The 22669-nt window shown below is 73.4% G+C and carries 18 protein-coding genes; 12 read left to right on the forward strand and 6 right to left on the reverse strand.

Annotated elements, in window-relative coordinates; genetic code table 11:
• Positions 1–14: 14 nt before the first annotated feature.
• Positions 15–1367: a sugar ABC transporter substrate-binding protein gene (locus IEZ11_RS15965; RefSeq protein ID WP_189263381.1), complete on the reverse strand. Its 1353-nt coding sequence runs from the start codon at positions 1365–1367 to the stop codon at positions 15–17.
• Positions 1368–1501: 134 nt separating this feature from the next.
• Positions 1502–2521: a LacI family DNA-binding transcriptional regulator gene (locus tag IEZ11_RS15970; protein WP_189263382.1), complete on the reverse strand. Its 1020-nt coding sequence runs from the start codon at positions 2519–2521 to the stop codon at positions 1502–1504.
• A gap of 180 nt (positions 2522–2701) precedes the next feature.
• Here IEZ11_RS15970 and IEZ11_RS15975 point away from each other — a divergent pair, with 180 nt between their 5' ends.
• From IEZ11_RS15975 to IEZ11_RS16005, 7 genes are all read left to right on the forward strand, one after another.
• Positions 2702–4048, forward strand: a complete 1347-nt coding sequence (locus tag IEZ11_RS15975; protein ID WP_189263383.1) for a glycoside hydrolase family protein — start codon at positions 2702–2704, stop codon at positions 4046–4048.
• A 125-nt stretch (positions 4049–4173) separates the two neighbouring features.
• Positions 4174–4377 carry a cold-shock protein gene (locus tag IEZ11_RS15980; RefSeq protein ID WP_189263384.1) on the forward strand — a complete coding sequence of 68 codons (204 nt, stop codon included), beginning with the start codon at positions 4174–4176 and terminating at the stop codon, positions 4375–4377.
• Between the two features lie 221 nt (positions 4378–4598).
• The gene (locus tag IEZ11_RS15985; protein WP_189263385.1) at positions 4599–5411 is read left to right on the forward strand and encodes an alpha/beta hydrolase; all 813 of its coding nucleotides are present in this window, start codon (positions 4599–4601) and stop codon (positions 5409–5411) included.
• On the forward strand, positions 5408–6229 hold the full coding sequence (locus tag IEZ11_RS15990; RefSeq protein WP_189263386.1) for an SDR family NAD(P)-dependent oxidoreductase: 822 nt from the start codon (positions 5408–5410) through the stop codon (positions 6227–6229). Before IEZ11_RS15985 ends, IEZ11_RS15990 begins: the two co-directional genes overlap by 4 nt.
• 208 nt (positions 6230–6437) lie before the next feature.
• Positions 6438–9173: an AAA family ATPase gene (locus IEZ11_RS15995; protein WP_229713044.1), complete on the forward strand. Its 2736-nt coding sequence runs from the start codon at positions 6438–6440 to the stop codon at positions 9171–9173.
• A 90-nt stretch (positions 9174–9263) separates the two neighbouring features.
• On the forward strand, positions 9264–12098 hold the full coding sequence (locus IEZ11_RS16000) for an AAA family ATPase (RefSeq protein ID WP_189263387.1): 2835 nt from the start codon (positions 9264–9266) through the stop codon (positions 12096–12098).
• A gap of 34 nt (positions 12099–12132) precedes the next feature.
• Complete coding sequence (locus IEZ11_RS16005; protein WP_189263388.1) at positions 12133–13029, forward strand: alpha/beta fold hydrolase; 897 nt, start codon at positions 12133–12135, stop codon at positions 13027–13029.
• A 22-nt stretch (positions 13030–13051) separates the two neighbouring features.
• Here IEZ11_RS16005 and IEZ11_RS16010 read toward each other — a convergent pair whose 3' ends face one another.
• On the reverse strand, positions 13052–13981 hold the full coding sequence (locus IEZ11_RS16010) for a LysR family transcriptional regulator (RefSeq protein WP_308426477.1): 930 nt from the start codon (positions 13979–13981) through the stop codon (positions 13052–13054).
• 119 nt (positions 13982–14100) lie between these two features.
• Between IEZ11_RS16010 and IEZ11_RS16015 the strand changes: the two genes are divergently transcribed.
• Positions 14101–14937: an inositol monophosphatase family protein gene (locus IEZ11_RS16015; RefSeq protein WP_189263389.1), complete on the forward strand. Its 837-nt coding sequence runs from the start codon at positions 14101–14103 to the stop codon at positions 14935–14937.
• A 50-nt stretch (positions 14938–14987) separates the two neighbouring features.
• Positions 14988–15605, forward strand: coding sequence for an NAD(P)-dependent oxidoreductase (locus IEZ11_RS16020; RefSeq protein WP_189263390.1), 618 nt, complete (start codon positions 14988–14990; stop codon positions 15603–15605).
• A 23-nt stretch (positions 15606–15628) separates the two neighbouring features.
• Here the strand turns inward: IEZ11_RS16020 and IEZ11_RS16025 are convergent, their stop codons facing one another.
• From IEZ11_RS16025 to IEZ11_RS16035, 3 genes are read right to left on the reverse strand one after another with little or no spacing between them, the layout of a single operon-like run.
• Positions 15629–16849, reverse strand: a complete 1221-nt coding sequence (locus tag IEZ11_RS16025) for a cytochrome P450 (protein ID WP_189263391.1) — start codon at positions 16847–16849, stop codon at positions 15629–15631.
• A 42-nt stretch (positions 16850–16891) separates the two neighbouring features.
• Positions 16892–18286, reverse strand: coding sequence for an NAD(P)/FAD-dependent oxidoreductase (locus tag IEZ11_RS16030; protein ID WP_189263392.1), 1395 nt, complete (start codon positions 18284–18286; stop codon positions 16892–16894).
• Positions 18283–18522 carry a ferredoxin gene (locus tag IEZ11_RS16035; RefSeq protein WP_189263393.1) on the reverse strand — a complete coding sequence of 80 codons (240 nt, stop codon included), beginning with the start codon at positions 18520–18522 and terminating at the stop codon, positions 18283–18285. The genes IEZ11_RS16030 and IEZ11_RS16035 overlap by 4 nt, the downstream gene beginning before the upstream one ends.
• 483 nt (positions 18523–19005) lie before the next feature.
• Here IEZ11_RS16035 and IEZ11_RS16040 point away from each other — a divergent pair, with 483 nt between their 5' ends.
• From IEZ11_RS16040 to IEZ11_RS16050, 3 genes are all read left to right on the forward strand, one after another.
• Positions 19006–19935 carry a cyclase family protein gene (locus IEZ11_RS16040; protein WP_189263394.1) on the forward strand — a complete coding sequence of 310 codons (930 nt, stop codon included), beginning with the start codon at positions 19006–19008 and terminating at the stop codon, positions 19933–19935.
• A 112-nt stretch (positions 19936–20047) separates the two neighbouring features.
• Positions 20048–21628, forward strand: a complete 1581-nt coding sequence (locus IEZ11_RS16045) for a GMC oxidoreductase (protein WP_189263395.1) — start codon at positions 20048–20050, stop codon at positions 21626–21628.
• Positions 21629–21857: 229 nt separating this feature from the next.
• Positions 21858–22652: an SDR family oxidoreductase gene (locus tag IEZ11_RS16050; RefSeq protein ID WP_229713058.1), complete on the forward strand. Its 795-nt coding sequence runs from the start codon at positions 21858–21860 to the stop codon at positions 22650–22652.
• The last annotated feature ends 17 nt before the right edge of the window (positions 22653–22669 follow it).

Consider the following 22669-nt stretch of genomic DNA (forward strand, 5'->3'; position numbering starts at 1 on the left):
CCGGCCGAGGGGTCCTACTGGATCTGGTAGCCGTCGTTGTCGGAGAAGTCCTGGTCGATGGAGCGGGCGGCCTTCTGCAGGGCGCTCTTGACGTCGGCGCCGCCGTAGATCGAGTTCAGGGCCTCGCTGAACTTGGCCGTGACCGTGGGGTATCCGGCGGTGACCGGGCGGGTCACCGCGACGCAGGACGTGGTGATGTCGCTGTCGCCGCACGGCTTGTCGAGCTGGTCGGCGAAGCGCTCCAGCGGGCCGCCCTTCTTGTACAGGGAGCTCTCGGCGAGCGCGGACTTCGTCGCGGGCGGGGCGCCGTTGGCCGTCGTCATCGCGGTGACGTTGGTGTCGTTCAGCAGGTAGTCGAGGAAGGCGCCGGCGGCCTTGCCGTTCTTGGAGTCGGCGCCGATGCCCCAGGCCCAGGAGCCCTGGCCGGTCTTGGTGCCGTTGCCGAAGTCGGGCAGCGGCAGCACCACCAGGTCGCTGCCGAGGGCCTTGCTGTAGGTCGGGTACATCCAGTGGCCGACCCAGCTCAGCGCGACCCGGCCCTTGGCGAAGGCGTTGCCGTCGGTGTTGGGGTCGACATCGCTCTTCCAGGACTGGAAGGTCTTCAGCGCCGAGACCACGGACGCGCTGTCGAGGGCGCCCTCGGCCTTGCCGTTCTTCAGCAGGGAGCCGCCGGCCGACCAGACGATCGGCGAGAAGCCGTAGGTGCCCCACTCGTTGGAGAGGCCGTTGTTCTCCTGGATGTCGAGGACCTTGCCGTCGGAGTCCTTGGCCTTGAGCGCCTTCAGCGCCTTGTCGAACTCGGCGACGGTCCAGGAGTCGGTCGCCTTCTTCGGGTACTTCACCCCGGCCGCGTCCAGCAGCTTCTTGTTGGCGTAGACACCGAGCCCGGAGTCGTACATGCCGAGTCCGTAGTGCTTGCCGTCGATCTCGCCCTGCGCCTTGCTGGCGTCGGTGGCGTTGGACATCGTCTTCGCGGAGACGTAGTCGTCGATGGCCGCGAGCTTCTTGTTGTAGACGAAGTTCGCCATCGTCGGGCCGTCGAACTCCATCACGTCCGGCAGCTTGGAGGCGTCGGTGGCGGTGATGGTCTTGGTGTAGTCGTCACCGGGGATCAGCTTCAGCTCGACCTTGATCCTGCTCTGCGAGGAGTTGAAGGACGTCACCGCGTTCTGCAGGGCGGTGTCCTCGCTCTTCTGCCCCTGGTGCGCCCAGACGCTGATGGTGCCCTTGCCGCTGCCGGCCGAGGCGGCGGTGTCCTGGCCGCTGCCGCCACCGCAGGCGGCGAGGCCGGCGAGGGGCAGGGCGAGGGCCAGGGTGGTACCGGCCGTGCGGCGGTACCTTCTGCGGTTCGGGCTGGTCGGGCTCATGGTGTGGTGCCTCCGTGCGGGTGCGAGGGTTCGTGGTGCGTGCGCTGGTGCTTCCGGCGTGGGGGAGCTCGGGGGGCCTGACGGTCCCCGAGGGCCTACTGGGGTCCCGGGTGCCTACCGGGGGCCGCGCGTGCCTACTGGGGGCCGCGCGGGCTCGGCGGTGCGGTGGTCTCGCGCAGGACGAGCCGGATGGGCATCTGCACATGCCCGGCCCGCTCGCCGTCCGGCTCGTCGAGCTGCCGCAGCAGCAGCCGGGCGGCCTCGGCGCCCTGGCCGGCCACCGGCTGGGCGACGGTGGTCAGCCCGAGGACGTCGGACAGCTCGTGGTCGTCGAAGCCGACCACGGACACGTCGTCCGGCACCCGCAGCCGATGCCGCCTGAGCGCGCGCAGCGCGCCCATCGCCATCTCGTCGGACTGCGCGAACACGGCGGTCGGCGGCCGGGTGGCGGCCAGCAGTTCGGTCATGGCCCGCTCACCGCCCTCGACGGTGTAGTCGCCGTCCGCCTCCAGGGCCGGGTCGTGCGCGATCCCGGCGTCGGACAGCACGTCCAGGTAGGCCTGGCGGCGGGCGACCGGCGTGGTCCAGTGCTGCTCCCCGCTCGACCCGCTGATCATGCCGATCCGGCGGTGGCCGAGGTTCACCAGATGCCGTACGGCGTGCTCGGCGCCGGCCCGGTCGTCGATGCCGACCACGCTGAAGCCGGGCCGGGCGCCGCCGACCGTGCTGGCCAGCGGCACGCCGAGGGAGCGCAGCGCCGCCGACTCCTCCTCGTCGGGGATGAGCAGCGACAGCACGGCGTCCACCCGCTTGCGCAGCGGCAGCCTGGTGAAGAAACGCTTGCGCGTCTCCGGCGAGCCGAGGTTGTAGAGCAGGACGTCGTACCCGGCGGCGCTGAACACGTGCTCGGCGGCGTCCAGGACGGTGCCGAAGAACCAGCGGCCGACGTACGGGACGACGACCCCGATGGTGAAGGTGCGTCCGCTGGCCAGGCTGGACGCCGACCGGGACGCCGTGTAGCCGAGCTGGGTGGCGACGGCCGTGATCTGCGCCCGCACCTCGTCGGAGACGCCCGGCCGGCCGCGCAGGGCACGGGACACGGTGGAAGCCGAGACTCCGGCGGCGCGGGCGACATCGGTGATGCTGACGGTCACAGCGCTTTTCTCCCGTCTGTTTCACATCGGTGTGATCTGGGGGTGACGTGACCGTAAGCCGGAGCTCGCTGTTGCGCAAGCGTTTGCGTTCAGTTTTACTTGGGCCAATTCCCAAGCGAGATCTTTTGTGCCACTGCTCAGCGCATGCGTTTGAGCACTGCGAGCCGACAGGAAATGCGCATGCGATACGCCCCGCCCGGCCTCTGCGTGAACGACTTCGCCCTGCTCCGCGACGACGACGGCACCTACGCGGTGCTGCATCTGCAGGGCCCGTGGACGAGTGAGTTCGACCACCTGAGGATGGAGACCTCCTACGGCCGGGCCACCTCCACCGACCTGGTCGGCTGGCGGCCCGCGGGCACCGTCTTCGGCAACGGCCTGCCCGACCGCTTCGACCAGCAGGCGGTGTGGACCATGCACCCCGTCGCGTACGGCTCCGGAATGGCGATGTTCTACACGGGCGTGAGCGGACTCACGGACGGCGGCTGGCCGCTCCAGTCCGTCGGCCTCGCCCACTCCGACCGCACCGACGGCACCGGCTGGCGCCGCCACGGCACCGGTCCCGTGGTCGAGGCGGACGCCCGCTGGTACCGCACCGGCGAACGCATGGGCTGGCGCGACCCGTTCGTCGTCCGCGACGACGAGTCGGACGGCTGGGTGATGGTCGTCTGCGCCGCCGACGCCGCGCTGCCCGTCGAGGTCAGCGGCTGTGTCGCCTGGGCCACCTCGGACGACCTGGAGCACTGGACGGTCCACCCGCCGCTCGTCTCCCCCGGTGATGTCGACGAGTTGGAGTGCCCGGTCCTCGAACGCCTCGACGACGGCAGCTGGTTGCTGATCGGCTCGATCGGCTCGACGCGCGGCTTCGAGTCATGGACGGCACCGCGGCTGCGCGGCCCCTGGACCCGCCGCGGCCCGCTGGGCCCGACCGGCTCCTACGCCCCGCGCGTCATCGCCGCCCCCGACGGCTCCCGCGTCGTCCTGCACACCACCCCCCGCCGGGTCGGCCTGACGGACTCGGGCGAGCGCTGCCGCGGCATGCTGGCCCAGCCCAAGTCCCTTGCCGTACCGGAGGGTTCGGCACCCCGCCTGGAGTGGTGGCCGGGCCTGGACGGCTGGCTCCGGCCGGAGACGACGGAGCCGACGCTGCACGCGGTGGGCGACATCGAGGTCTCCGGCCGGGTCGAGATCACCCTCCGCACGGACGACGACGGCGGCCCCGCCCTCGTCGTCGGCTGCGACGGCAAGAACCTCTGGGCCGGCGGCCCGGCCGGCGCCCTCCTGGGCGAGACCGTCCTGGCCGAGCCCGCGAGCACGCTGCGCGTGCTCACCGTCGGCGAGTACGTCGAGGTCTACGCCGACGGCGTCTTCGTCCTGACGACCCTGAGCTACTCGGGCCGCCCGGCCCCCTGGACGGCGACGACGGACGGACACCACCGCACCGTCCCCGTCCGCCCCCTCCGTCTGCCCGACCCGACCCGGGACGACGCATCCGCCGTATGGCCGGGGCCGGCGACGCCCCGCTGAACCCGCCCCCGGGTCACTCGTTCGTGTTCCAACGGGTCGGCGAAGGGTTCTCGCTCACCGAGTCGGGGGACAATCGTCGGCGGTTCGCGACGATCGGGTCGTGGCCGTGAGGCGAGGGAACAGAGATGGCTCAAGGCAGCGTGAAGTGGTTCAACGCGGAGAAGGGTTTCGGATTCATCGAGCAGGACGGCGGCGGACCTGACGTGTTCGTGCACTACTCGGAGATCACGGGCAACGGCTACCGGTCCCTGGAGGAGGGACAGCGCGTCGAGTTCGAGATCGGCCAGGGTCAGAAGGGTCCGCAGGCCCAGCAGGTGCACCTGATCTAGACCGCCGGACGGTCCAGCCGGCCACGAGTACGACGCGCCGACCGGCAGTCGCCCGTCGCCTCCGGTCGGCGGTCCGCCCGGGTGCCGAGGCTCCCGGGACACGGGGCCGTTCGGCGTACGGCCGTGAAGGACTGGGGTGTCACCACGGTTCGAGCACGCCGGGAACCGGGTTGGGTGGGGCGTCGCAGGAACGACACCTCGTCACGCAGGAGGGCCGAGCCATGACCGCCGCCCCGATCCCCGTCTACTTCATCCACGGGCTGTGGCTGCACAGCGCCTCCTGGCAGCCGTGGACCGACCTGTTCCGCCAGGAGGGCTACGAACCGTCCGCCCCGGGCTGGCCGGGCGACCCCGACACCGTCGAGGAGGCCCGCGCGAACCCGGAGAGCATCGCCGACCACGGCATCGACGACGTCGTCGAGCACTACGCGGCGCTGATCGCCGAACTGCCCGCGCCGCCCGTCCTGATCGGCCACTCCTTCGGCGGCATGATCGCGCAGAAGCTGCTCGGCCAGGACCGCGCCGCCGCGGCCGTCGCCATCGACGCCGCGCAGATCAAGGGCGTACTGCCGCTGCCGCTGTCCGCGCTGAAGGCGACCTTCCCGGTCTTCAAGAACCCGGCCAACAAGCACCGTTCGGTGTCCCTGACCGCCGAGCAGTTCCGGTTCGCCTTCGGCAACGCGATCCCCGAGGAGGAGTCCGCGGAGCTGTACGAGCGCTGGACCATCCCGGCCCCCGGCAAGCCGCTCTACGAGGCCGCCTCGGCCAACTTCAACCCGCACTCCCCGGCGAAGGTCGCCACCGACAACTCCGGGCGGGGCCCGCTGCTGCTGATCTCGGGCGGCAAGGACCACACCGTTCCCGAGGCCGTCACCCGCGCCACCCTCAAGCAGTACCGGCACTCCGACGCCGTCACCGACATCATCGGGTTCCCCGACCGCGGGCACTCCCTGACCATCGACAGCGGCTGGCGCGAGGTCGCCGAGACCGTCCTGGCCTGGCTGGGCCGGCAGAACCTGGAGGCGGCGCGATGACGACCGGCGGTTCCGAATCCGCCCGCTTCGACCTCGGTCTGGCCGGGCAGCGCGCCGTGGTCACCGGGGCCGGGCGCGGCATCGGACTGGCGGTCGTCGAGGCCCTGCTGGGCGCCGGTGCCCGCGTCGTCGCCGGTTCGCGCAGTCGTACCGATGCCCTGGACTCCCTGGTCAAGGACGGCGCCGAACTCACCGTCGTGGAAGTGGACCTGACCGAGCCCGAGGCACCGGCCGCACTGGTGGCGGAGGCGGTCGCCGCGTACGGGGGCGTCGACGTGCTGGTGAACAACGTCGGCGCGGTACGGCCGCGGGTGGACGGCTTCCAGGCCGTCTCCGACGCCGACTGGGACTGGGCGTTCACGGTCAACTTCCTGACCGCCGTACGGGCCACCCGGGCCGCGCTGCCCCACCTGATCGCGAGCGGCGACGGACGGATCGTCACCGTCTCCTCGGTCAACGCCCGGCTGCCCGATCCCCTGGTCATCGACTACAGCGCGGCCAAAGCGGCGTTGACGAACTTCTGCAAGGCGTTGTCCAAGCAGGTCGGGCCGGAGGGCGTCCGCGTCAACACGGTGAGTCCCGGGCCGGTGGAGACCGCGCTGTGGCAGGGCGCGGGCGGCGTCGCCGACACCGTCGGGCGGTCGCTGGGCGTCGATCCGGGCGAGGTGGCCCGCACCGCCGCCGGGCAGGCGGTCACCGGCCGGTTCAGCACCCCGGCCGAGGTCGCCGGCCTCGTGCTCTACCTGGCGAGCCGGCGCTCGGGGAACATCACCGGCGCGGACTTCGGGATCGACGGCGGCATGCTCGACGCCCTCTGAGCGGTACGGCCCGGCAGGGTTCACCACCCCGCCGGGCACGCGCAGACCACCCAGCCGCCAAGTCACCAAGCCGCTGTCCAGGAACAGCACCTGTTACCGGCCGTCGAGCCGAGGCGGTGGTTTGTCGCGTCCTCTTTTACCTCTCAGCTCGCCGGCCGCGGCGCAGTACCCTGATCTTTCAGGTGGCCCCAGCCCGGGGACCCTGCTGATGGGGGACGACGTGGGGCTCATCGGCCGGGACGAGCAGCTGGACCTGTTGCGTCGGCTGCTGACCGGACCGCGGAGCCAGGGGAGCGCGGTGCTGCTGCGCGGGGCGCCCGGCATCGGGAAGACCGCGTTGCTCACCGAGACCGCCGCGCTCGCCGAGGGGCTCGGCTACCGGGTGCTGAGCACCAGCGGTGTCGAGGCCGAGAGCGACATCCCCTACGCCGGTCTGCAACTCGTCCTGCGCCCGCTGGACGCGGCGGCCGCCGAGCTCGCCGCGCCGCACCGGCAGGCCCTGGACACCGCCCTCGGACACACCGAGGCCGGTGTCCCCGACGTCTTCCTGGTCGGCCTGGCCGTTCTCAACCTGCTGGCCGACGCCGCCGCGGCCGCACCGGTGCTGGTCCTGGCCGACGACGTCCAGTGGCTCGACGACGCCACCGCCGGCGTCCTCGCCTTCGTGGCCCGCAGGATCGGCACGGAACCCGTGGTCATGGTCGGAGCCGCCCGCGACGGCCACCGGTCGCGGCTGAACCCCGACGAACTCACCTCCGTGGTCCTGGACCCGCTCGACGACGGCCAGGCCGCCGAACTCCTGGCCGACCGCGCCCCGGGCCTGCGTCCCGGCGCGCACCGCCGGCTGCTGGCCGAGGCGGCCGGGAACCCCCTGGCCCTGACCGAGCTGTCGCGCACCCTCGGGGCCTCGGCCGACCCGCACATCTCCCGGCTGCCCCTCACCGAACGCCTCGAACGGGCCTTCACCGACCGCCTGGACACCCTGCCCGACAGCACCCGCGGTCTGCTGCGGATCGCGGCCCTCGACGACAGCCCTTCGCTGCCCGAGATCTACCGCGCGACCCGGGAGTTCACCGGTGCGGCGGCCGGCGCCGCGGACCTCGACCCGGCCGTGCGCGCCCGGCTCGTCCAGGTCGTCGGCACCGACCTGCGGTTCGGGCATCCGCTGATGCGGTCGGCGATCCACCAGACCATGCCCGCCGCCGTCCGCCACGCCGCGCACGCCGCCCTGGCCGCCGTGCTCGACGCGGACCCGGACCGGCAGACACGCCACCGGGCCGCCGCGGCCGACGGCCCCGAGGAGACGGTGGCCGCCGCGCTGGAGGACGCCGCGCACCGGGCCGCCCGGCGCGGCGGCATCGCGGCCGCCGTCAGCGCCCTGGAACAGGCCGCCGCGCTCAGCGAGGACGCCGGCCACCGGGCGGAACGGCTGCTGCGCGCGGCCGACTTCGCCGCCGAGCTCGGCCGCCCCGAGACCGTGACCCGGCTGCTGGACCAGGCGCTCACCGGGCCGCTGTCCCGGCGGCAGCACGCCACGGTCGTCTGGCTGCGGGGCAGCTTCGACGAGGGACTGCGCAGCCACTCGTCCGGTGCCATCTCCCTGACCGCGCTCGCCGAGGAGATGGCCGCGGAGGACCCCGCGCTGGCGCTGCGGATCCTGTGGAGCGCGGCGCAGCTGTGCTTCTGGTCCGATCCGGGGCCGGACGGCCGCCGCCGGATCCTGCTGGCCGTGGAGCGGATGGGGCTGGACGAGCTCGATCCGTGGCGGCTGGCCATCTGCGCCTACGCCGCGCCGGTCGACCGCGGCGCCTATGTCCTGGACCGGGCCCGGCACGTCGTACCGGTCGTACCGAAGGAGGGCGACGACGGCCGTGCCTACCGCATGCTCAGCACCGCCACGCTCCTCGCCGGCGGCTTCGACCTGACCCGGGCGTTCTCGGCGGCCGGCGGCGCGCCGCTGCGTGCCCAGGGCCGCCTGGGGCTGCTGGCCCGGACGGTCGGCGCGGACGCGTGGAGCGCCCTGGTGGTCGGCGACCTCGGGGCGGCGATCGCCGCGACCGAGGAGTCCCGGCGGCTGGCCCGCGAGACCAGCCAGACGATGATGTACGGGCTGATGACCGCCACCGCGGCCAAGCTGGCCGCGCTGCGCGGTGAGCAGGACTCCGCCCTGCGGCTGGCCGGGGAGGCGGAGGAGATCGGGCTTCCGGTCGGGGCGCGTCCGGTGCTGGCCACCGCGTCGACGGCACGCGGGCTGGCCGCGCTCGGCGCGGGCCGGTTCGAGGAGGCCTTCGGTCACTTCCGCCGGCTGCACGATCCGGCGGACCCCGCCTTCCAGGTCGCCCTGCGGCTGACCACCGTGGGCGACCTGGTCGACGCGGCGGCGCACTGCGGGCGGCTGGCCGACGTGCTCCCGGTCGTGGCGGAGCTGGAGGAGGTCGCCGCGGTCACCCCGGCGCCGGTGCTCCACGCCGACCTGCGGCTGGTCCGGGCCGTGCTGGCCGCCGACGAGGACGCCGAACCGCTCTTCGCGGCCGCGCTGGGCGCCGAGCTCAGCGCCTGGCCGCTGACCAGGGCCCGCACCCACCTGGTCTACGGCGAGTGGCTGCGGCGCCGGCGGCGCAGCGTCGAGTCCCGCGACCACCTGCGGGCGGCCCGCGACATGTACGACGCGCTCGGCGCCATCCCCTGGGGGGAGAAGGCCCGCCGGGAGCTGCGGGCCGCGGGCGAGACCAGCCGCCGCCGGGCCCCGGACGCCCGTGACCGGCTGACCGCCCACGAGCTGCAGATCGTGCAGCTGGCCGCGGAGGGGCTGACCAACCGTGAGATAGGGCAGCGGCTCTACCTGTCGCACCGGACCGTCAGCTCGCATCTCCACCGGATCTTCCCCAAGCTGGGTGTGGTCTCGCGCGCCGAGCTGCGGACGGTGGTCAGCACCCTGCGCTGACCGACGACCGTCACATGACGCTACCTGCCGCCCGCGTGACGCTCCTAGCGTTTCCCGTGCGGGGTATCGACGAGCGGGGGGAGCGGTCCCATGGCGTGGAACGGCGCCCAGTGGGCGGCGCGGGCACCACAGGCATCCGGGCTGCCCACGGCCCTGGTCGGCCGGCGCGCCGAGCGGGAGGCGATCGGCGGACTGCTCGACGCGGTGCGCGACGGGCTGAGCGGAGCCCTGGTGCTGACCGGCGAACCCGGCATCGGCAAGACCCGGCTGCTGGAGTACGCCGCGGACCGGGCCGCGGAGGTGCGCGTGGTCCGGCTGACCCCGGTCGAGCAGGAGACCGGTCTCGGCTTCGGCGCGCTGCACCGGCTGCTGCGGCCGTTCCTGGACCGGGCGGCCCTGCTGCCCGCGCCGCAACGGGCCGCGCTGGACGCGGCCCTGGGCCTGGCGTCCGGGCTGCCCGCGGACCGCTACCTGGTCGGTCTGGCCACGCTGACCCTGCTGTCCGAGGTGGCCGCCGACCAGCCGCTGCTGTTCCTGGTGGACGACGCCCAGTGGCTGGACCGGGAGTCGGCCGAGGCGCTCGCGTTCACCGCCCGCCGGCTGCACGCCGACTCCCTGGGCCTGATCTTCGCGGTCCGTGACGGGGCCGGGGACAAGGGCCTGTTCGACGCGCTGAGCACGCGACGGGTGGCCGGTCTGGCCGAGTCGGAGGCCAGGACCCTGCTCACCTCCGGCACCCGGCGGGTGGATCCGGCGGTGGCGGACCGGATCGTCGTCGGCACCGGCGGCAACCCGCTCGCGCTGCTGGAGCTGGCCGACGCCCTGACCGCCGAGCAGCTCTCCGGTGTCGCCCCGCTGCCCGATCCGCTGCCGGTGGGCCGGCTCCTGGAGGACCACTTCCAGGGACTGGTCCGGGCCCTGCCGACGGCCACCGGGACCCTGTTGCTGCTGCTCGCGGCGGCCCCCTCGGACGACACGGGGCTGATGTGGCGGGCCGCCGGAAGGCTGGGCCTGTCGGCCCGCGCCGTGGAACCGGCGGTCGCCGCGGGCATCCTCGGCCGGGGCCTGCCGACGGCCTTCCGGCATCCGCTGATCCGCTCGACGGTGTACGCCGGGGCCGGAGCCGGCGAACGCCGCCGGGTGCACGCGGCCCTGGCCGCCGCCTGCGACGCGGTACGGGACGCCGACCGCCGCGCCTGGCACCGGGCCGAGGCCGCCGAGGGCGTGGACGACCAGGTGGCCGACGACCTGGAGGCCGCCTCCGAGCGGGCCCGCTCCCGCGGCGGCTACTCCCAGCAGGCCCTGTTCCTGTCGCGGGCCGTCGACTTCACCGGCGCCCCGGACCGCCGGGCCGAGCGGCTGCTGGACGCGGCGCAGGCCCACCTGATGTCGGGCGACGCGGCGGCGGCCCGGACCGCGCTGGACCTCGCCGGCGCCGATCTCCGCGGCCCGGTGCTGCGCATCCGTGAGCTGCGGATACGGGCCACCGCGCAGATGTTCCGGATCGTCGTCGCCGACGTCCCCGCGATGCTGATGGACGCGGTGGCCCGGCTCGGTCCGCAGGACCCGGGGCTGACCTGGGAGCTGCTCCGGGAGGCGCTGCACGCGGCGCTGGTCGCCCACGACCGGGTGCAGGGCACGTCGCTGGCCGAGGTCGGGGCGGCCGTCGCCGCCGCCCGGCCGGCTCCGGACACCGCCGCGTACGGCCGGGACCTGCTGGTGGAGGGGCTGGCCCGGCGCGTGGCCGAGGGCTACGAGCACGGCGCGCCCGTGCTGCGTACCGCCCTCGGCCTGCTGCGGGACGGCCACGGGACCGGGCGCGGGACCGGGGACGGGAACAGCCCGTTCGCGGTGATGCTCTCCATGGCCTGCGACGACCTGTGGGACGTCCGGGCCGAGCGCGAACTCACCGACCGGCTGGCGGCGGCGGACCGCGACGCCGGCGCGCTGTACGCGCTGAGCATCACGCTGCTCGTCGCGGCGCGCTGCGACCTCTGGGACGGACGGTTCACGGAGGCGGAGGTCCGCTACGCCGAGTTCGACGACATCGCCGCCGACACCGGCTTCCCCGGCGGCGGCGACATCAACCGGCTCCACCTGTTCGCCCTGACCGGCCGGGAGGCCGAACTGCGGGCGGCGGCACGGCGGACCGAGCAGATGACGGGCATGGGCCACGGCGTCCTCCACCTGCTGGCGCGGCACGCGCTGACCCTGTTCGAGCTCGGGCAGGGCAGCTACCGGCAGGCGGCGCGGCACGCCCAGGCGGTGTTCGAGGCCGACCCCCCGGCCTGCGGCAACCTCGTCCTCCCGCTGCTCGTCGAGGCCGGGGTGCGCACCGGTGACCGTGCCGCGGCCGCGGCGGCCCTGGTCCGGCTGGAGGAGCGCGCCCCGCTCGCCGGTACGCCCTGGGCCCTGGGCGCCCTGGCCCTCGGCCGCGCGCTGACGGCCGACGGCGACGACGCCGAGAAGTCCTACCGGGAGTCGGTCGAGCTGCTGGGGCAGGTCCCGCTGGCCCTGGAACAGGCCCGGTCCCGGCTGCTGTTCGGCGAGTGGCTGCGCCGCCGCAAGCGGCGTTCCGATGCCAGGACCCAGTTGCGTGCCGCGTACGAGAGCTTCGACGCCTTCGGTGCGGTGCCGTACGCCGAGCGGGCCCGGACCGAGTTGCTGGCCACCGGCGAGACGGCCCGCGTACGGACCGAGGAGACCAGGTTCGTGCTCACCCCCCGGGAACGGCAGGTGGCCGCCATGGCCGCCGCGGGGCTGACCAACGTGGAGATCGCGACGCGGTTGTTCGTGACCACCTCGACCGTCGAGTTCCACATGAACAAGGTGTTCCGCAAGCTCGGCATCACCTCCCGGAGGCAGATCCCGCGGGCGATCGGCGAACCGGGGTCCGACCCCGGTGCGAGCCGCCGGCGCACGTGATGGTCTGGGCCCCCCGAACGCCGAGGAGGCCGCGATGACCGGTGACGGAGCGCACGGAATGACCGACCACACGGGTGCCCGGCTGCGTCACGGCCGGCACACCGTGGACGGCGTCGATCTGCACTACGCGCTGGCGGGCTCGGGCGAACCGGTCGTACTCCTGCACGGCGTCCCGAAGACGATGTTCTTCTGGCGCCACGTCGTCCCGCTGCTCACCCCTCGCCACACGGTCGTCGTGCTCGACCTGCGCGGCTTCGGCGGCTCCGCGCGACCGCCGTCCGGCTACGACACCCGGACCCTGGCCGGCGATGTCGCGGGGCTGATGACGGCTCTGGGCTTCGAGCGGTTCCGTGTGGTGGGCGAGGACTGGGGCGCCGCGGTCGCGTACGCCGTCGCGGCCTTCCACCGGCCGAGGGTGGTGCAACTCGTCTACCAGGAGACCCGGTTGCCCGGCCTTCCGGTACCGGACCCGGCCGCCCTCGCGCCCGAGGACCCCCGGACCGGCTGGCACCGCACGCTGTTCGCCCTGCCGCACTATCCGGAACTGCTCCTCGCGGGCCGTGAGCGGGCGTTCTGGACGTACTTCATGCGCCGGATCATGGCGGTTCCCAGCGCCTACACCGAAGCCGACGCCGACGAATACACCCGCGGCCTGGAGCAACCCGGGGGCAACCACGCCGTCTTCGAGCTCTACCGGGCCACCGACACCGACGCGGCACAGAACCGGACCCAGTTCGCCGACCCGCTGGCCTGCCCGGTGCTGGCGGTCGGCGGCCGGGCGTACCTGGGCGCGGAGCCGGGCCGGCAGATGGCGCGGGTCGCGAAGGACGTCCGCAGCACGGTCATCGAGCACGCCGGCCACAACATCCCCCTGGAGGCACCCGACGCACTCGCCCACGCCTACCTGGACTTCTTCGCCGGCCGTGGATAGACACCACCGCGGCGCCCTGCTGTCACGCCCCGCCCACCGGGTCGGTCTCCGGCTCGGGTGCGGTGAGGACGGTCCGCAGCGCCGTCATGAGTTCGGTGCGGAGCCAGGTGTGGGCGGGGTCGCTGTCGTAGCGGTGGTGCCAGGCGACGATGACCGGGACGGGAGGCAGGTCGAAGGGCAGGGCGCGGGCGCGTAGTCCGAGACCGGTCCAGGCCGGCCGGCAGACCTGCTCGGCGACCGCGGTGACCATGGTGGTGCGGGCGGCGAGTTCGAGTGCCGCCGCGGTGGTGGGCAGGGCGGCACGGACACGTCGGCGCAGGCCGAGACCGGCGAGGGCGTCGTCGATGGGGCCGGTGAGTCGTCCGCGGCGCGAGACCGTGACGTGTTCGGCCCCGGCGAAGCGCTCGGGGGTGAGCGTGCCGGTGGCCAGCGGGTGGTCGGCGCGCAGCACGGCCACCATCCGGTCGGTGCCGATGCGGCGGGCGGCGATCTCGGGCCGCTGCGGCGCCGTGGCCCCGACCTCCAGATCGGTGTGGCCGCGCGCGAGGTCGGCGACGTCGGCGGAGGGTTCGGCGAGGATCCTGACCGAGACGTTCGGTGCGGCGCCGGCGACGGCCGCGGTCAGGAGCGGGGCGAGCGCCGACACGAGCGCGTCGTGGCAGCGCAGGGTGAAGCTGCGCTCCAGCGTGTCGAGGTCGAGCGCGGTCACGGGGGTGAGCACCGCGGTGGCGCGCGCGACCAGGTCCCGGGTCTCCTCGCGCAGCGCCAGTGCGTGCGGGGTCGGGGTCATCGTGCGCCCGGTGCGCACGAGGATGTCGTCGCCGGTGGCCTTGCGGATGCGGGCGAGGGTGCGGCTCATGGCCGGCGGGGACAGGTGCAGCCGGTCGGCGGCCGCCGCCACGCTGTTCTCCTCCAGGAGGGCGTCCAGGGCGACCAGCAGGTTCAGATCCACATGCACCACGGTAACTGATGACCTTACAAGAGTGCACTGGAGATCATGCGAGAGCGCTCGTAGCGTTGGCGTCACCAGGGCCCGACCGGTCCCGGAACCCCACCTGAGAGGGCTGCGTCATGACCGTTCCCAGCACCGCCGACGCCTCCGTGAGCACTGCCGCTTCGGCCCAGGACCGCACGCTGCTCGCCGCGGTGGTCGAGATCGCGGCCGAGGCGGGCCGCGCTCTGGAGGCCAGGTACTCGACCACGGCCCGCCCGGCCGGACGTGCGGACATGTTCCGGTCCGGCACGGCCGACAGCCGGGTCTCGCTCGACATCCTGCGCCCGGCCCTGACCGCGCTGCGCCCCGGAGCCCGCTGGCTGACCGACGAGTACGAGACCGCCGAACTGCCGCCGGGCGAATGGTGGGTGGTCGACGAGGTCGAGGGGAACGTCAACCACGTGCACGGACTGCCCGAGTGGGCGGTGACCGTGGCGCTGGTGCGCGACGGGCGGACGGTGCTGGCCGTGGTGCGCCAGCCCGTCGGCGACCTCACCTACACCGCGCTGCGCGGCGCGGGCGCCCACCTCAACGGCACGGCGCTCAAGGTCTCGGCGAAGACCGGCCTGGACGCCGCGATCGTGGTGACCGGGCAGGCCGAGGCCGATCAGGAGGGCACCTACCGGCGCATCGGGCAGTCGATCACGGCGATGCTCGACAGCGCCCTGCTGGTGCGCGCCGCCGTGCCCTCCACGTTCCCGATGCTGCTGGTGGCCGCCGGGCACCACGACGTGTTCTGGCAGTACGAGCCGGTGCTGCCCGGTGTGGCGGCCGGCGCCCTGATGGTCACCGAGGCCGGCGGTGTGGTCACCCGGATCGACGGCACGCCGTGGGCCCCGGGCGCCGACACCGTCCTGGCCACCCCTCCGGCGCTGCACGCCGCTGCCGTCCAGGTCCTGGCGACGGTCGCCTGACCGGACACACGACCACCACCTGCCGAGAACCCGAACACGAGGAACCCGTCATGAACATAACCGTCCTGGCCGCCTCCGGCGCCGTCGGCCTCGCGCTGACCCGCCAGGCCCTCGAACGCGGACACACCGTCACCGCCGTCGCCCGCACCCCGGCGCGCGTCACCGTGCCCGACTCCCCACGGCTGACCCGGGTGGCCGCCGACGTACGCGATCCGGCCGGCATCGCGCAGGCGCTGCGCGGCAGCGAGATCGTGCTCTCGGGCCTGGGCATCGCCAAGGGCGACGGACCCGGCGCGCTCACGGCCGGCTCCCGCGCGGTACTGGACGCGCACCCGGGCCGGATCATCTGGCTCGGCGCCTACGGCACGGGTCCGTCCGCGCGGGCCGCCGGCTTCGCCACCCGCACCCTGCTCAGGGCGATGGGCGCGGAACTGACCGACAAGATCAGCGCCGACGCCGCCGTGCTGGCGGCCGGGGGCACGGTCTTCCACTCCGGGCCGTTCGCGAACGGCCCGGCGAGCACGAGCCGCCGCACGGTCGGGCTGGCCGAGACCCCCAGGCGGTTCTTCCCGGCCCGCGTCAGCCGGGAGACGGTCGCCGCCGCCATGCTCGACGAGGCGCAGACCCCGCGTTTCCCCGGGCAGATCGCCGTCCCCCTGGAACACTGACCGGCGCCGTCCCGGGCTCGGGGCTATCCGCCGTTCCGTTCGACACGCAGATGGATAGGCCCGCGGAGTACGGGGCTGCGCCGGTACGGTGGCGGGTCGGCGAGCAGGGCGGGCGCGTCGAGGCGCCGTACCAGTTCGCCCAGGGCGATCTGGGCCTCCCGCCGGGCCAGCGGGCCGCCGAAGCACAGGTGGATGCCGCTGCCGAAGCCGAGGTGCTGGTTGTCGGTGCGGTCGGGGTCGAAGCGGTCCGGATCGTGGAAGCGGTCCGGGTCCCGGCTGCCCGAGGCCAGCATCAGCATGATCTGCGAGCCCTTGGGGATGACGGTGTCGCCGACGGTGATGTCGCTGTACGCGGCCCGCCAGGGAATGATGTGCACGGGCGGCTCGTAGCGCAGCAGTTCCTCGACCAGCGGCACGACCAGATCCGGTTCGCGGCGCAGCCGTTCCAGGATCCGCGGGTGACGCAGCAGGGTCAGCATGCCGTTGGTGATGAGGTTGACGGTGGTCTCGTGACCGGCGATCAGCAGCAGGTTGGCGGTGCTGATGATCTCCTCGTCGGTCATCCGCCCGTCCGGCCCGTCGTCGTTGGCCAGCAGGGACAACAGGTCCTCGCCAGGGCGGCCGTGACGCTGTTCCACCAGGCCCCCGAGGTACTCGCGCAGGTCCTTGCGGGCCCGCACGCCGTCCTCCAGCTTCTCCTTCGGGTCGGTCCTGGCGTCGTAGTCGATCGAGTTGATGAGGTCGTTCACCCACACGCGGAACCTCGGTTCGTCCTCGCGCGGCACACCGAGCAGGTGGCAGATCACCGAGACGGGGAACGGATAGGCGAGGTCGTCGACGATGTCGATCTGCTCCTTGCCCGCGAAGTCGTCGATCAGGCCGCCGACGGTGGCGGTCAGGTCGGGCTCCAGGCCGGTCACCAGCCCCGGGGTGTTCGGAGGGCCGAAGTGGCGCATCGCCATCCGGCGCAGGCGGTCGTGCTGGGGCGGGTCCATGTTGATGAACGCCGGCGTGGGCGCGCCCTCGGCCGAGGGCATCGGATGCGTCAGGTTGCGGACGTCGGAGCTCAGGTGCGGGTTGTGGAGGATGTCGGCGAGCTCGCGATACGTGCTGATGACGTAGCTGCCGTCCTCCTGCCGGGCCACCGGTGTCCTGCGCAGCTCGGCGTAGAGCGGGTACGGGTCGGGCCGGGAGGAGTAGTCGAGGATCCGGTGCAGCGTGTCGGGCATCTCGGTCGTGGTCATCTCGCTTGCCTTTCCCTCCTGCCGGTGGATCTGCCGGTGGGCCTACCGGTGATGCTGGTGCGCGGCCGTGACCCGTCGCTCGCCCGGGTCGTGTCCGGTGACGACCACGGTCGCGCCCTGGGCGAGCAGGGTGGGGCCGGGGAAGTCGACGGGCACCGGTTTCGTGTCGAGGGGCTGGTCCGGCGTGGGGCAGGGCGGCGGGAAGGGCGCGGCCGTCTCGATGAGACGCCGGTAGTGGTCCAGCCACTTCGCGTTGTTGAAGGTCACCGCCGCGGTGACCCGGCCCTGGTAGCCGTACGCGGCGACGAAGCGGTGATCGGTCACCGATCCCTGGGTGACGACCACCTCGTCGGCGAAGGTCGGCACGCCGACGGACTTGATGTTGACGCCGAACTGGATCGACCAGAACCGCGGGATGGACAGGTGCGGCCAGCGCTCCGCCTGGCCGTTGACCATGTTGTGGGCCGCGATCTCGGCCTGCTCCACGGCGTTGGCCCAGTGCTCCAGCGAGATCAGCCGGTACTCGTAGACCGGGTTCGGGCAGCGCGCCACGTCCCCGGCGACGAAGACGTCATCGGTGATCAGGCCGTTGAGGTCCATGGCACGGCAGCCCGTGTCGCAGGCGACGCCCCAGACACCGGCCGCCAGCCCGGAGCCCTGCAGCCACTCGGTGTTGCGGATGCCGCCGAGCGCGACCACCGCCACGTCGGCGTCGACCGTGCTGCCGTCGTCGAAGTGGGCCCGGCGCAGCCGCCCCTGGGCGTCGCCCTCCAGCCGGGTGACCTTGACCCCGCAGCGCAGGTCGACACCGTGGGCGCGCTGCATCTCCGCCGCCACCTCGCCGATCATCGCGCCGAGCGCCCCGACCAGCGGGTACGGGGCGAGTTCGGCGACCGTCACCGGGATGTTCCGCTCCCGGCAGATGGAGGCGATCTCGGAGCCGGTGAATCCCGCGCCGATGACCAGCACCCGGGAGGGCCCGGCGGCGAGGGCCCGCTGGAGGCCTTCGGCGTGCTCACGGGTCCGGACGACGAACACCCCGTCCAGCTCCGCCTCGCTCGGCACGAACCAGGGCCGGGCCCGTACCCCGGTGGCGATCAGCACCCGGTCGAAGGGGACCTCGCATCCGTCGGCGAGCCGGACATGGTCGGTGGCCAGGTCGAGGCCGCTCGCGGGGACGCCCAGCAGCCACTCCGCGTCGATGTCACGACGGCGCGGCAGCGTGGTGCCCCCGGCGGGCACCCAGCCCGTCAGCACCTGCTTGGACAAGGGGGGACGGTCGTAGGGCTCGCCCAGCTCGTCGCCGATCATCGTCAGCGATCCGGTGAAACCCTCGTCGCGCAGGGACTCCGCGGCCCGCAGGCCCGCCAGCGACGCGCCGACGATCACGATGCGGCCGTCGCGCCGGAAGGCGCGCAGGTTGTCGGCGCTGGTCATGAGCTCGCCGCCGTCACCGGGACGTCCTGCTCCGCCGTCCGCCCCTCCAGCCGGTCGACGAGGATCGCCTGGACCGGGCAGGCCGCCGCGGCGCGCAGCACCCGTTCGCGCTGGGCGTCGTCGGGTTCGGGGTCGTACATCAGCGCTTCCTCGCCGTGCATCCGGAACGCGTCCGGAGCCAGGAACGCGCACTGCGCATACCCTTCGCATCGGGAAAGATCAACGACGACTCGCATCCCGGCCTCCACAGGGGCTGCAGACCGCGGACCCTGAAGCCGGCGCCCCTGCGGTGAGGGAAGCGCGGGACGGTCCGGCGTACCGCGCGGCGGCGCACCATGCTCGTCGGGCTCCGCGGGAGGAATTGTCATCGCGAGAGAGGATCGGCCGTCACCCGTCGGCGGCGACCGGCGGCCGCGAAACCGCCTGAAGACCCTGACATTTCGCCCGTTCAGCCTATGCCGCAGGCCCTTCGCCCGCACCCCGGGAACCCGGCGACCCGCGTCCGGCGTGCGGCCCCGCAAGGGGCGCGGGGAACCGCGCGGCCGGCCCCGACGATGCGCAACGCGACCGGCGACGGATCGTGGCACTCTCGGACCACCACGGCGTTCGGTGTCGACTCCGGGTCCGTCGTGGCCCGTCGCGCGGTTCCCCGCGCCCCTACGGGGCGCTGACAGCCTCGGCCGGCGTGTGGCCGGGCCGGCAGGAGCAGGAGGTTTCCGATGGCCCAGGATCAGACCGGCGTACCGCGGCCCCTCTCCGAAGCGGGCTTCCGCGACCTGTACCGGCGGCTGCGGAGCCGGGCCCCGGGCGGTGGGGCGGACCGGCTGACGCCGGAGCGGGTGGTGGCGGCCGCCGCCGAGGTCGGGTGCGGGCGGACGGTGTCGCTGGCCGCGCCCGTCGAGACGCGGAGCGGCCCGGACAGTCCGGAGCCCGCGACCCATCGGATGACGGCGCCCGCGCCCGGCGAGACCGGCGCACCCGGGCTCGTGTTCGCCCGCGACCGGTTCGCCATGAACGTGCACGGCGACGTCGACACCCACCTCGACGCCCTGTGCCACGTGATCTTCGACGGCGAGCTGTACGGCGGCGTCCCGGCGAGCACGGTGACCCCGGACGGCGCCGGGGCGCTCACGCTGGATCTGGTGCGGGACGGCATCGTCGGCCGGGGTGTCCTGCTGGACATCCCCCGGCTGCGCGGGGTGCGCTGGCTGGAGCCCGGCGACCAGGTGACCGCCGGGGACCTCGTCGCCGCGGAGGCCGCCCAGCGGACCGCCGTCGGCCCGGGTGACCTGCTGTTCGTACGGGTCGGGCACCGCCTGCGGCGCCGCGCCCTCGGTCCCTGGGACGTGACCCGGGCCCGCGCGGGCCTGCACCCGACGGCCATGGAGTTCCCGGCCGAACGGGGCGTGTCGGTCCTGGGCTCGGACGGCAACAGCGACGCCGCGCCCAGCGCGGTCCCCACGATCGGGTTTCCCGTGCATGTGCTGGCCGTCAACGCCCTGGGGCTGCCGCTGCTGGACTGGCTGGACTTCGAGGAACTGGTGCCGGTGTGCGAGCAGCAGGGGCGCTGGCACTTCCTGTGCGTGATCGCCCCGCTGCGGCTCCCGGCGGCGACCGGCTCCCCGGTGAACCCGATCGCCGTGCTGTGACCGCGCCGGAGCGGCGGGCGGGCTCCGGGTGACGCACTCCCGTACGGCGCGTACGTTCGGAGGAGGGAGACCGCACCGGCCGCGGACCGCGCGAACAAGGACGGTGGTTGCGATGGACGCCCTGCCCCCGTACGACGTCATCGTCATCGGCACCGGTGCCGGCGGCGGCACCCTGGCCCACCGCCTCGCCCCGTCCGGCAAACGGATCCTCCTCCTCGAACGCGGCGGCTACCTGCCGCGCGAGCGCGACAACTGGGACTCCACGGCCGTGTTCGTGAAGGCCAAGTACCGCGCTCCGGAGTTCTGGCTGGACCGGCACGGCAACGAGTTCCCGCCCGAGGTGAACTACTACGTCGGCGGGAACACCAAGTTCTACGGCGCCGCCCTGTTCCGGCTGCGCCCCGAGGACTTCGGCGAACTCCGCCACCACGACGGCATCTCCCCTGCCTGGCCCATCGGTTACGACGACCTGGAGCCGTACTACACCCAGGCCGAACACCTCTACCTGGTGCACGGACGGCACGGCGAGGATCCCTGGGAGGGGCCGTGCAGCGCCCAGTACGCGTATCCGCCGGTCGAACACGAGCCGCGTATCGAGCAGTTGAGCATGGACCTGGAGAAGCAGGGACTGCACCCCTTCCACCTGCCGATCGGGGTGAACCTCACCCAGGACGAGGACGGCCGGGCCACCCACTCCAGCGTCTGCATCCGCTGCGACCGCGTGGACGGCTTCCCCTGTCTGCTGCGCGCCAAGTCGGACGCCCAGGTGATCTGCGTGGAGCCGGCCCTGGCGCACCCGAACGTGGAGCTGGTCACCGACGCCCGGGTGACCCGGCTGGAGACCGACGCCGGCGGGCGCAGCGTCACGAGCGTCGTCGCCCGGCTCCCGGGCGAACGGGAGGCCCGGTTCTCGGCCGATGTCGTGGTCGTGGCGTGCGGGGCCGTCAACTCGGCGGCACTGCTGCTGGCTTCGGCGAACGACCGGCATCCGCGCGGTCTCGCGAACAGTTCGGACGTGGTCGGACGGCACTACATGCGCCACAACAACCTGGCGCTGATGGCCGTTTCGGAGGAACCCAACGACACCCGGTTCCAGAAGACCCTGGCCCTGCACGACTGGTACCTGGGCGCGGACGACTGGGAGTATCCGCTCGGCGGGATCCAGATGCTCGGCAAGTCGGACGCCGAGCAGATCCACGGCGAGGCCCCGCGCTGGGCCGGGGCGGTCATGCCGGACCTGCCGTTCGAGGTCCTGGCCCATCACGCCGTCGACTTCTGGCTGTGCGGCGAGGACCTGCCGCGGCCGGACAACCGGGTGACCCTGGAGGACGACGGGCAGATCCGGCTCACCCTCGACGAGGGCAACAACATCGAGGGCCTGCAGCGCCTGCGGCACAGACTTCAGCACCTGCTCGGCCATCTGGGCATGCGCGAACACCGGCTGCTGTCCCGCAGCATCTACCTGCACAAGGGGATGCCGATCGGGGCCACCGCCCACCAGGCCGGCACCGTGCGCTTCGGCACCGACCCGGCGTCCTCGGCCCTGGACGTCAACTGCAAGGCGCACGACCTGGACAACCTCTACGTCGTGGACACGAGCTTCTTCCCGAGCATCGGCGCGGTCAATCCGTCCCTGACGGCCATCGCGAACGCCCTCCGGGTCGGCGACCACCTGCTGGAGCGACTGGGCTGAGCCCGCGCCGGGCGTCCGGACCCCGACCGGGCGAAGTTCCTCCGCCGGGCAGCGCAACGCGGTCCGGCGGGGCGCGCCCGCGTCTGTCCCCGGTGCTTGTCTGATGCCCGGACCTCCGGGCGACGGGCCCGGCGGAAGCGGGCACGCAGTGGAGGAGCAGGACATCGTGAGTTCCACCGAGGCGACATCCGGAGCACCCGGGACATCCCAGGGCGTGATCCCCGCCCATCTGCTGCGCGGCCAGAAGGCGCTCGTGACCGGCGCGAACTCCGGGATCGGCCGGGCGACGGCCGTCGCCCTGGGCCGGGCCGGGGCCGATGTGGTGGTCAACTACGTGGCGGGCAAGGACGAGGCCGAGAAGGTGGTCGAGGAGATCACCGGATTCGGGGTCCGGGCCGCCGCCTACGAGGCGGACGTCTCCGACGAGCAGCAGGTCGTCGCCATGACGGACCGGATGGTCCGGGAGTTCGGCACGATCGACATCCTGGTCGCCAACGCCGGACTCCAGCGGGACGCCCCGTTCACCGAGATGACCCTCGCCCAGTGGCAGAAGGTCCTGGACGTCAACCTCACCGGGCAGTTCCTGTGCGCCCGCGAGGCGACCAAGGAGTTCCTGCGCCGCGGAGTCGTGCCCGAGGTGTCGCGCGCGGCCGGGAAGATCATCTGCATGAGCTCGGTGCACCAGATCATCCCGTGGGCCGGGCACGTCAACTACGCCTCCTCCAAGGGCGGGGTGCAGATGATGATGGAGACGCTGGCCCAGGAACTCGCCCCGAAGAAGATCCGCGTGAACGCGATCGCCCCCGGGGCCATCAGGACCCCCATCAACCGCAGCGCCTGGGACACGCCCGAGGCGTTGGAGGACCTGCTGCGGCTGATCCCCTACGACCGTGTCGGCGACCCCGAGGACATCGGCCACGCGGCGGTGGGCCTCGCCTCCGACCTCATGGACTACGTGGTGGGCACCACCCTGTACGTCGACGGCGGGATGACGCTCTTCCCGGGCTTCGCGACCGGCGGCTGACAGCGGCGACCGCCCCG

The sequence above is a fragment of the Streptomyces fuscichromogenes genome, assembly GCF_014645815.1.
GTDB lineage: Bacteria > Actinomycetota > Actinomycetes > Streptomycetales > Streptomycetaceae > Streptomyces > Streptomyces fuscichromogenes.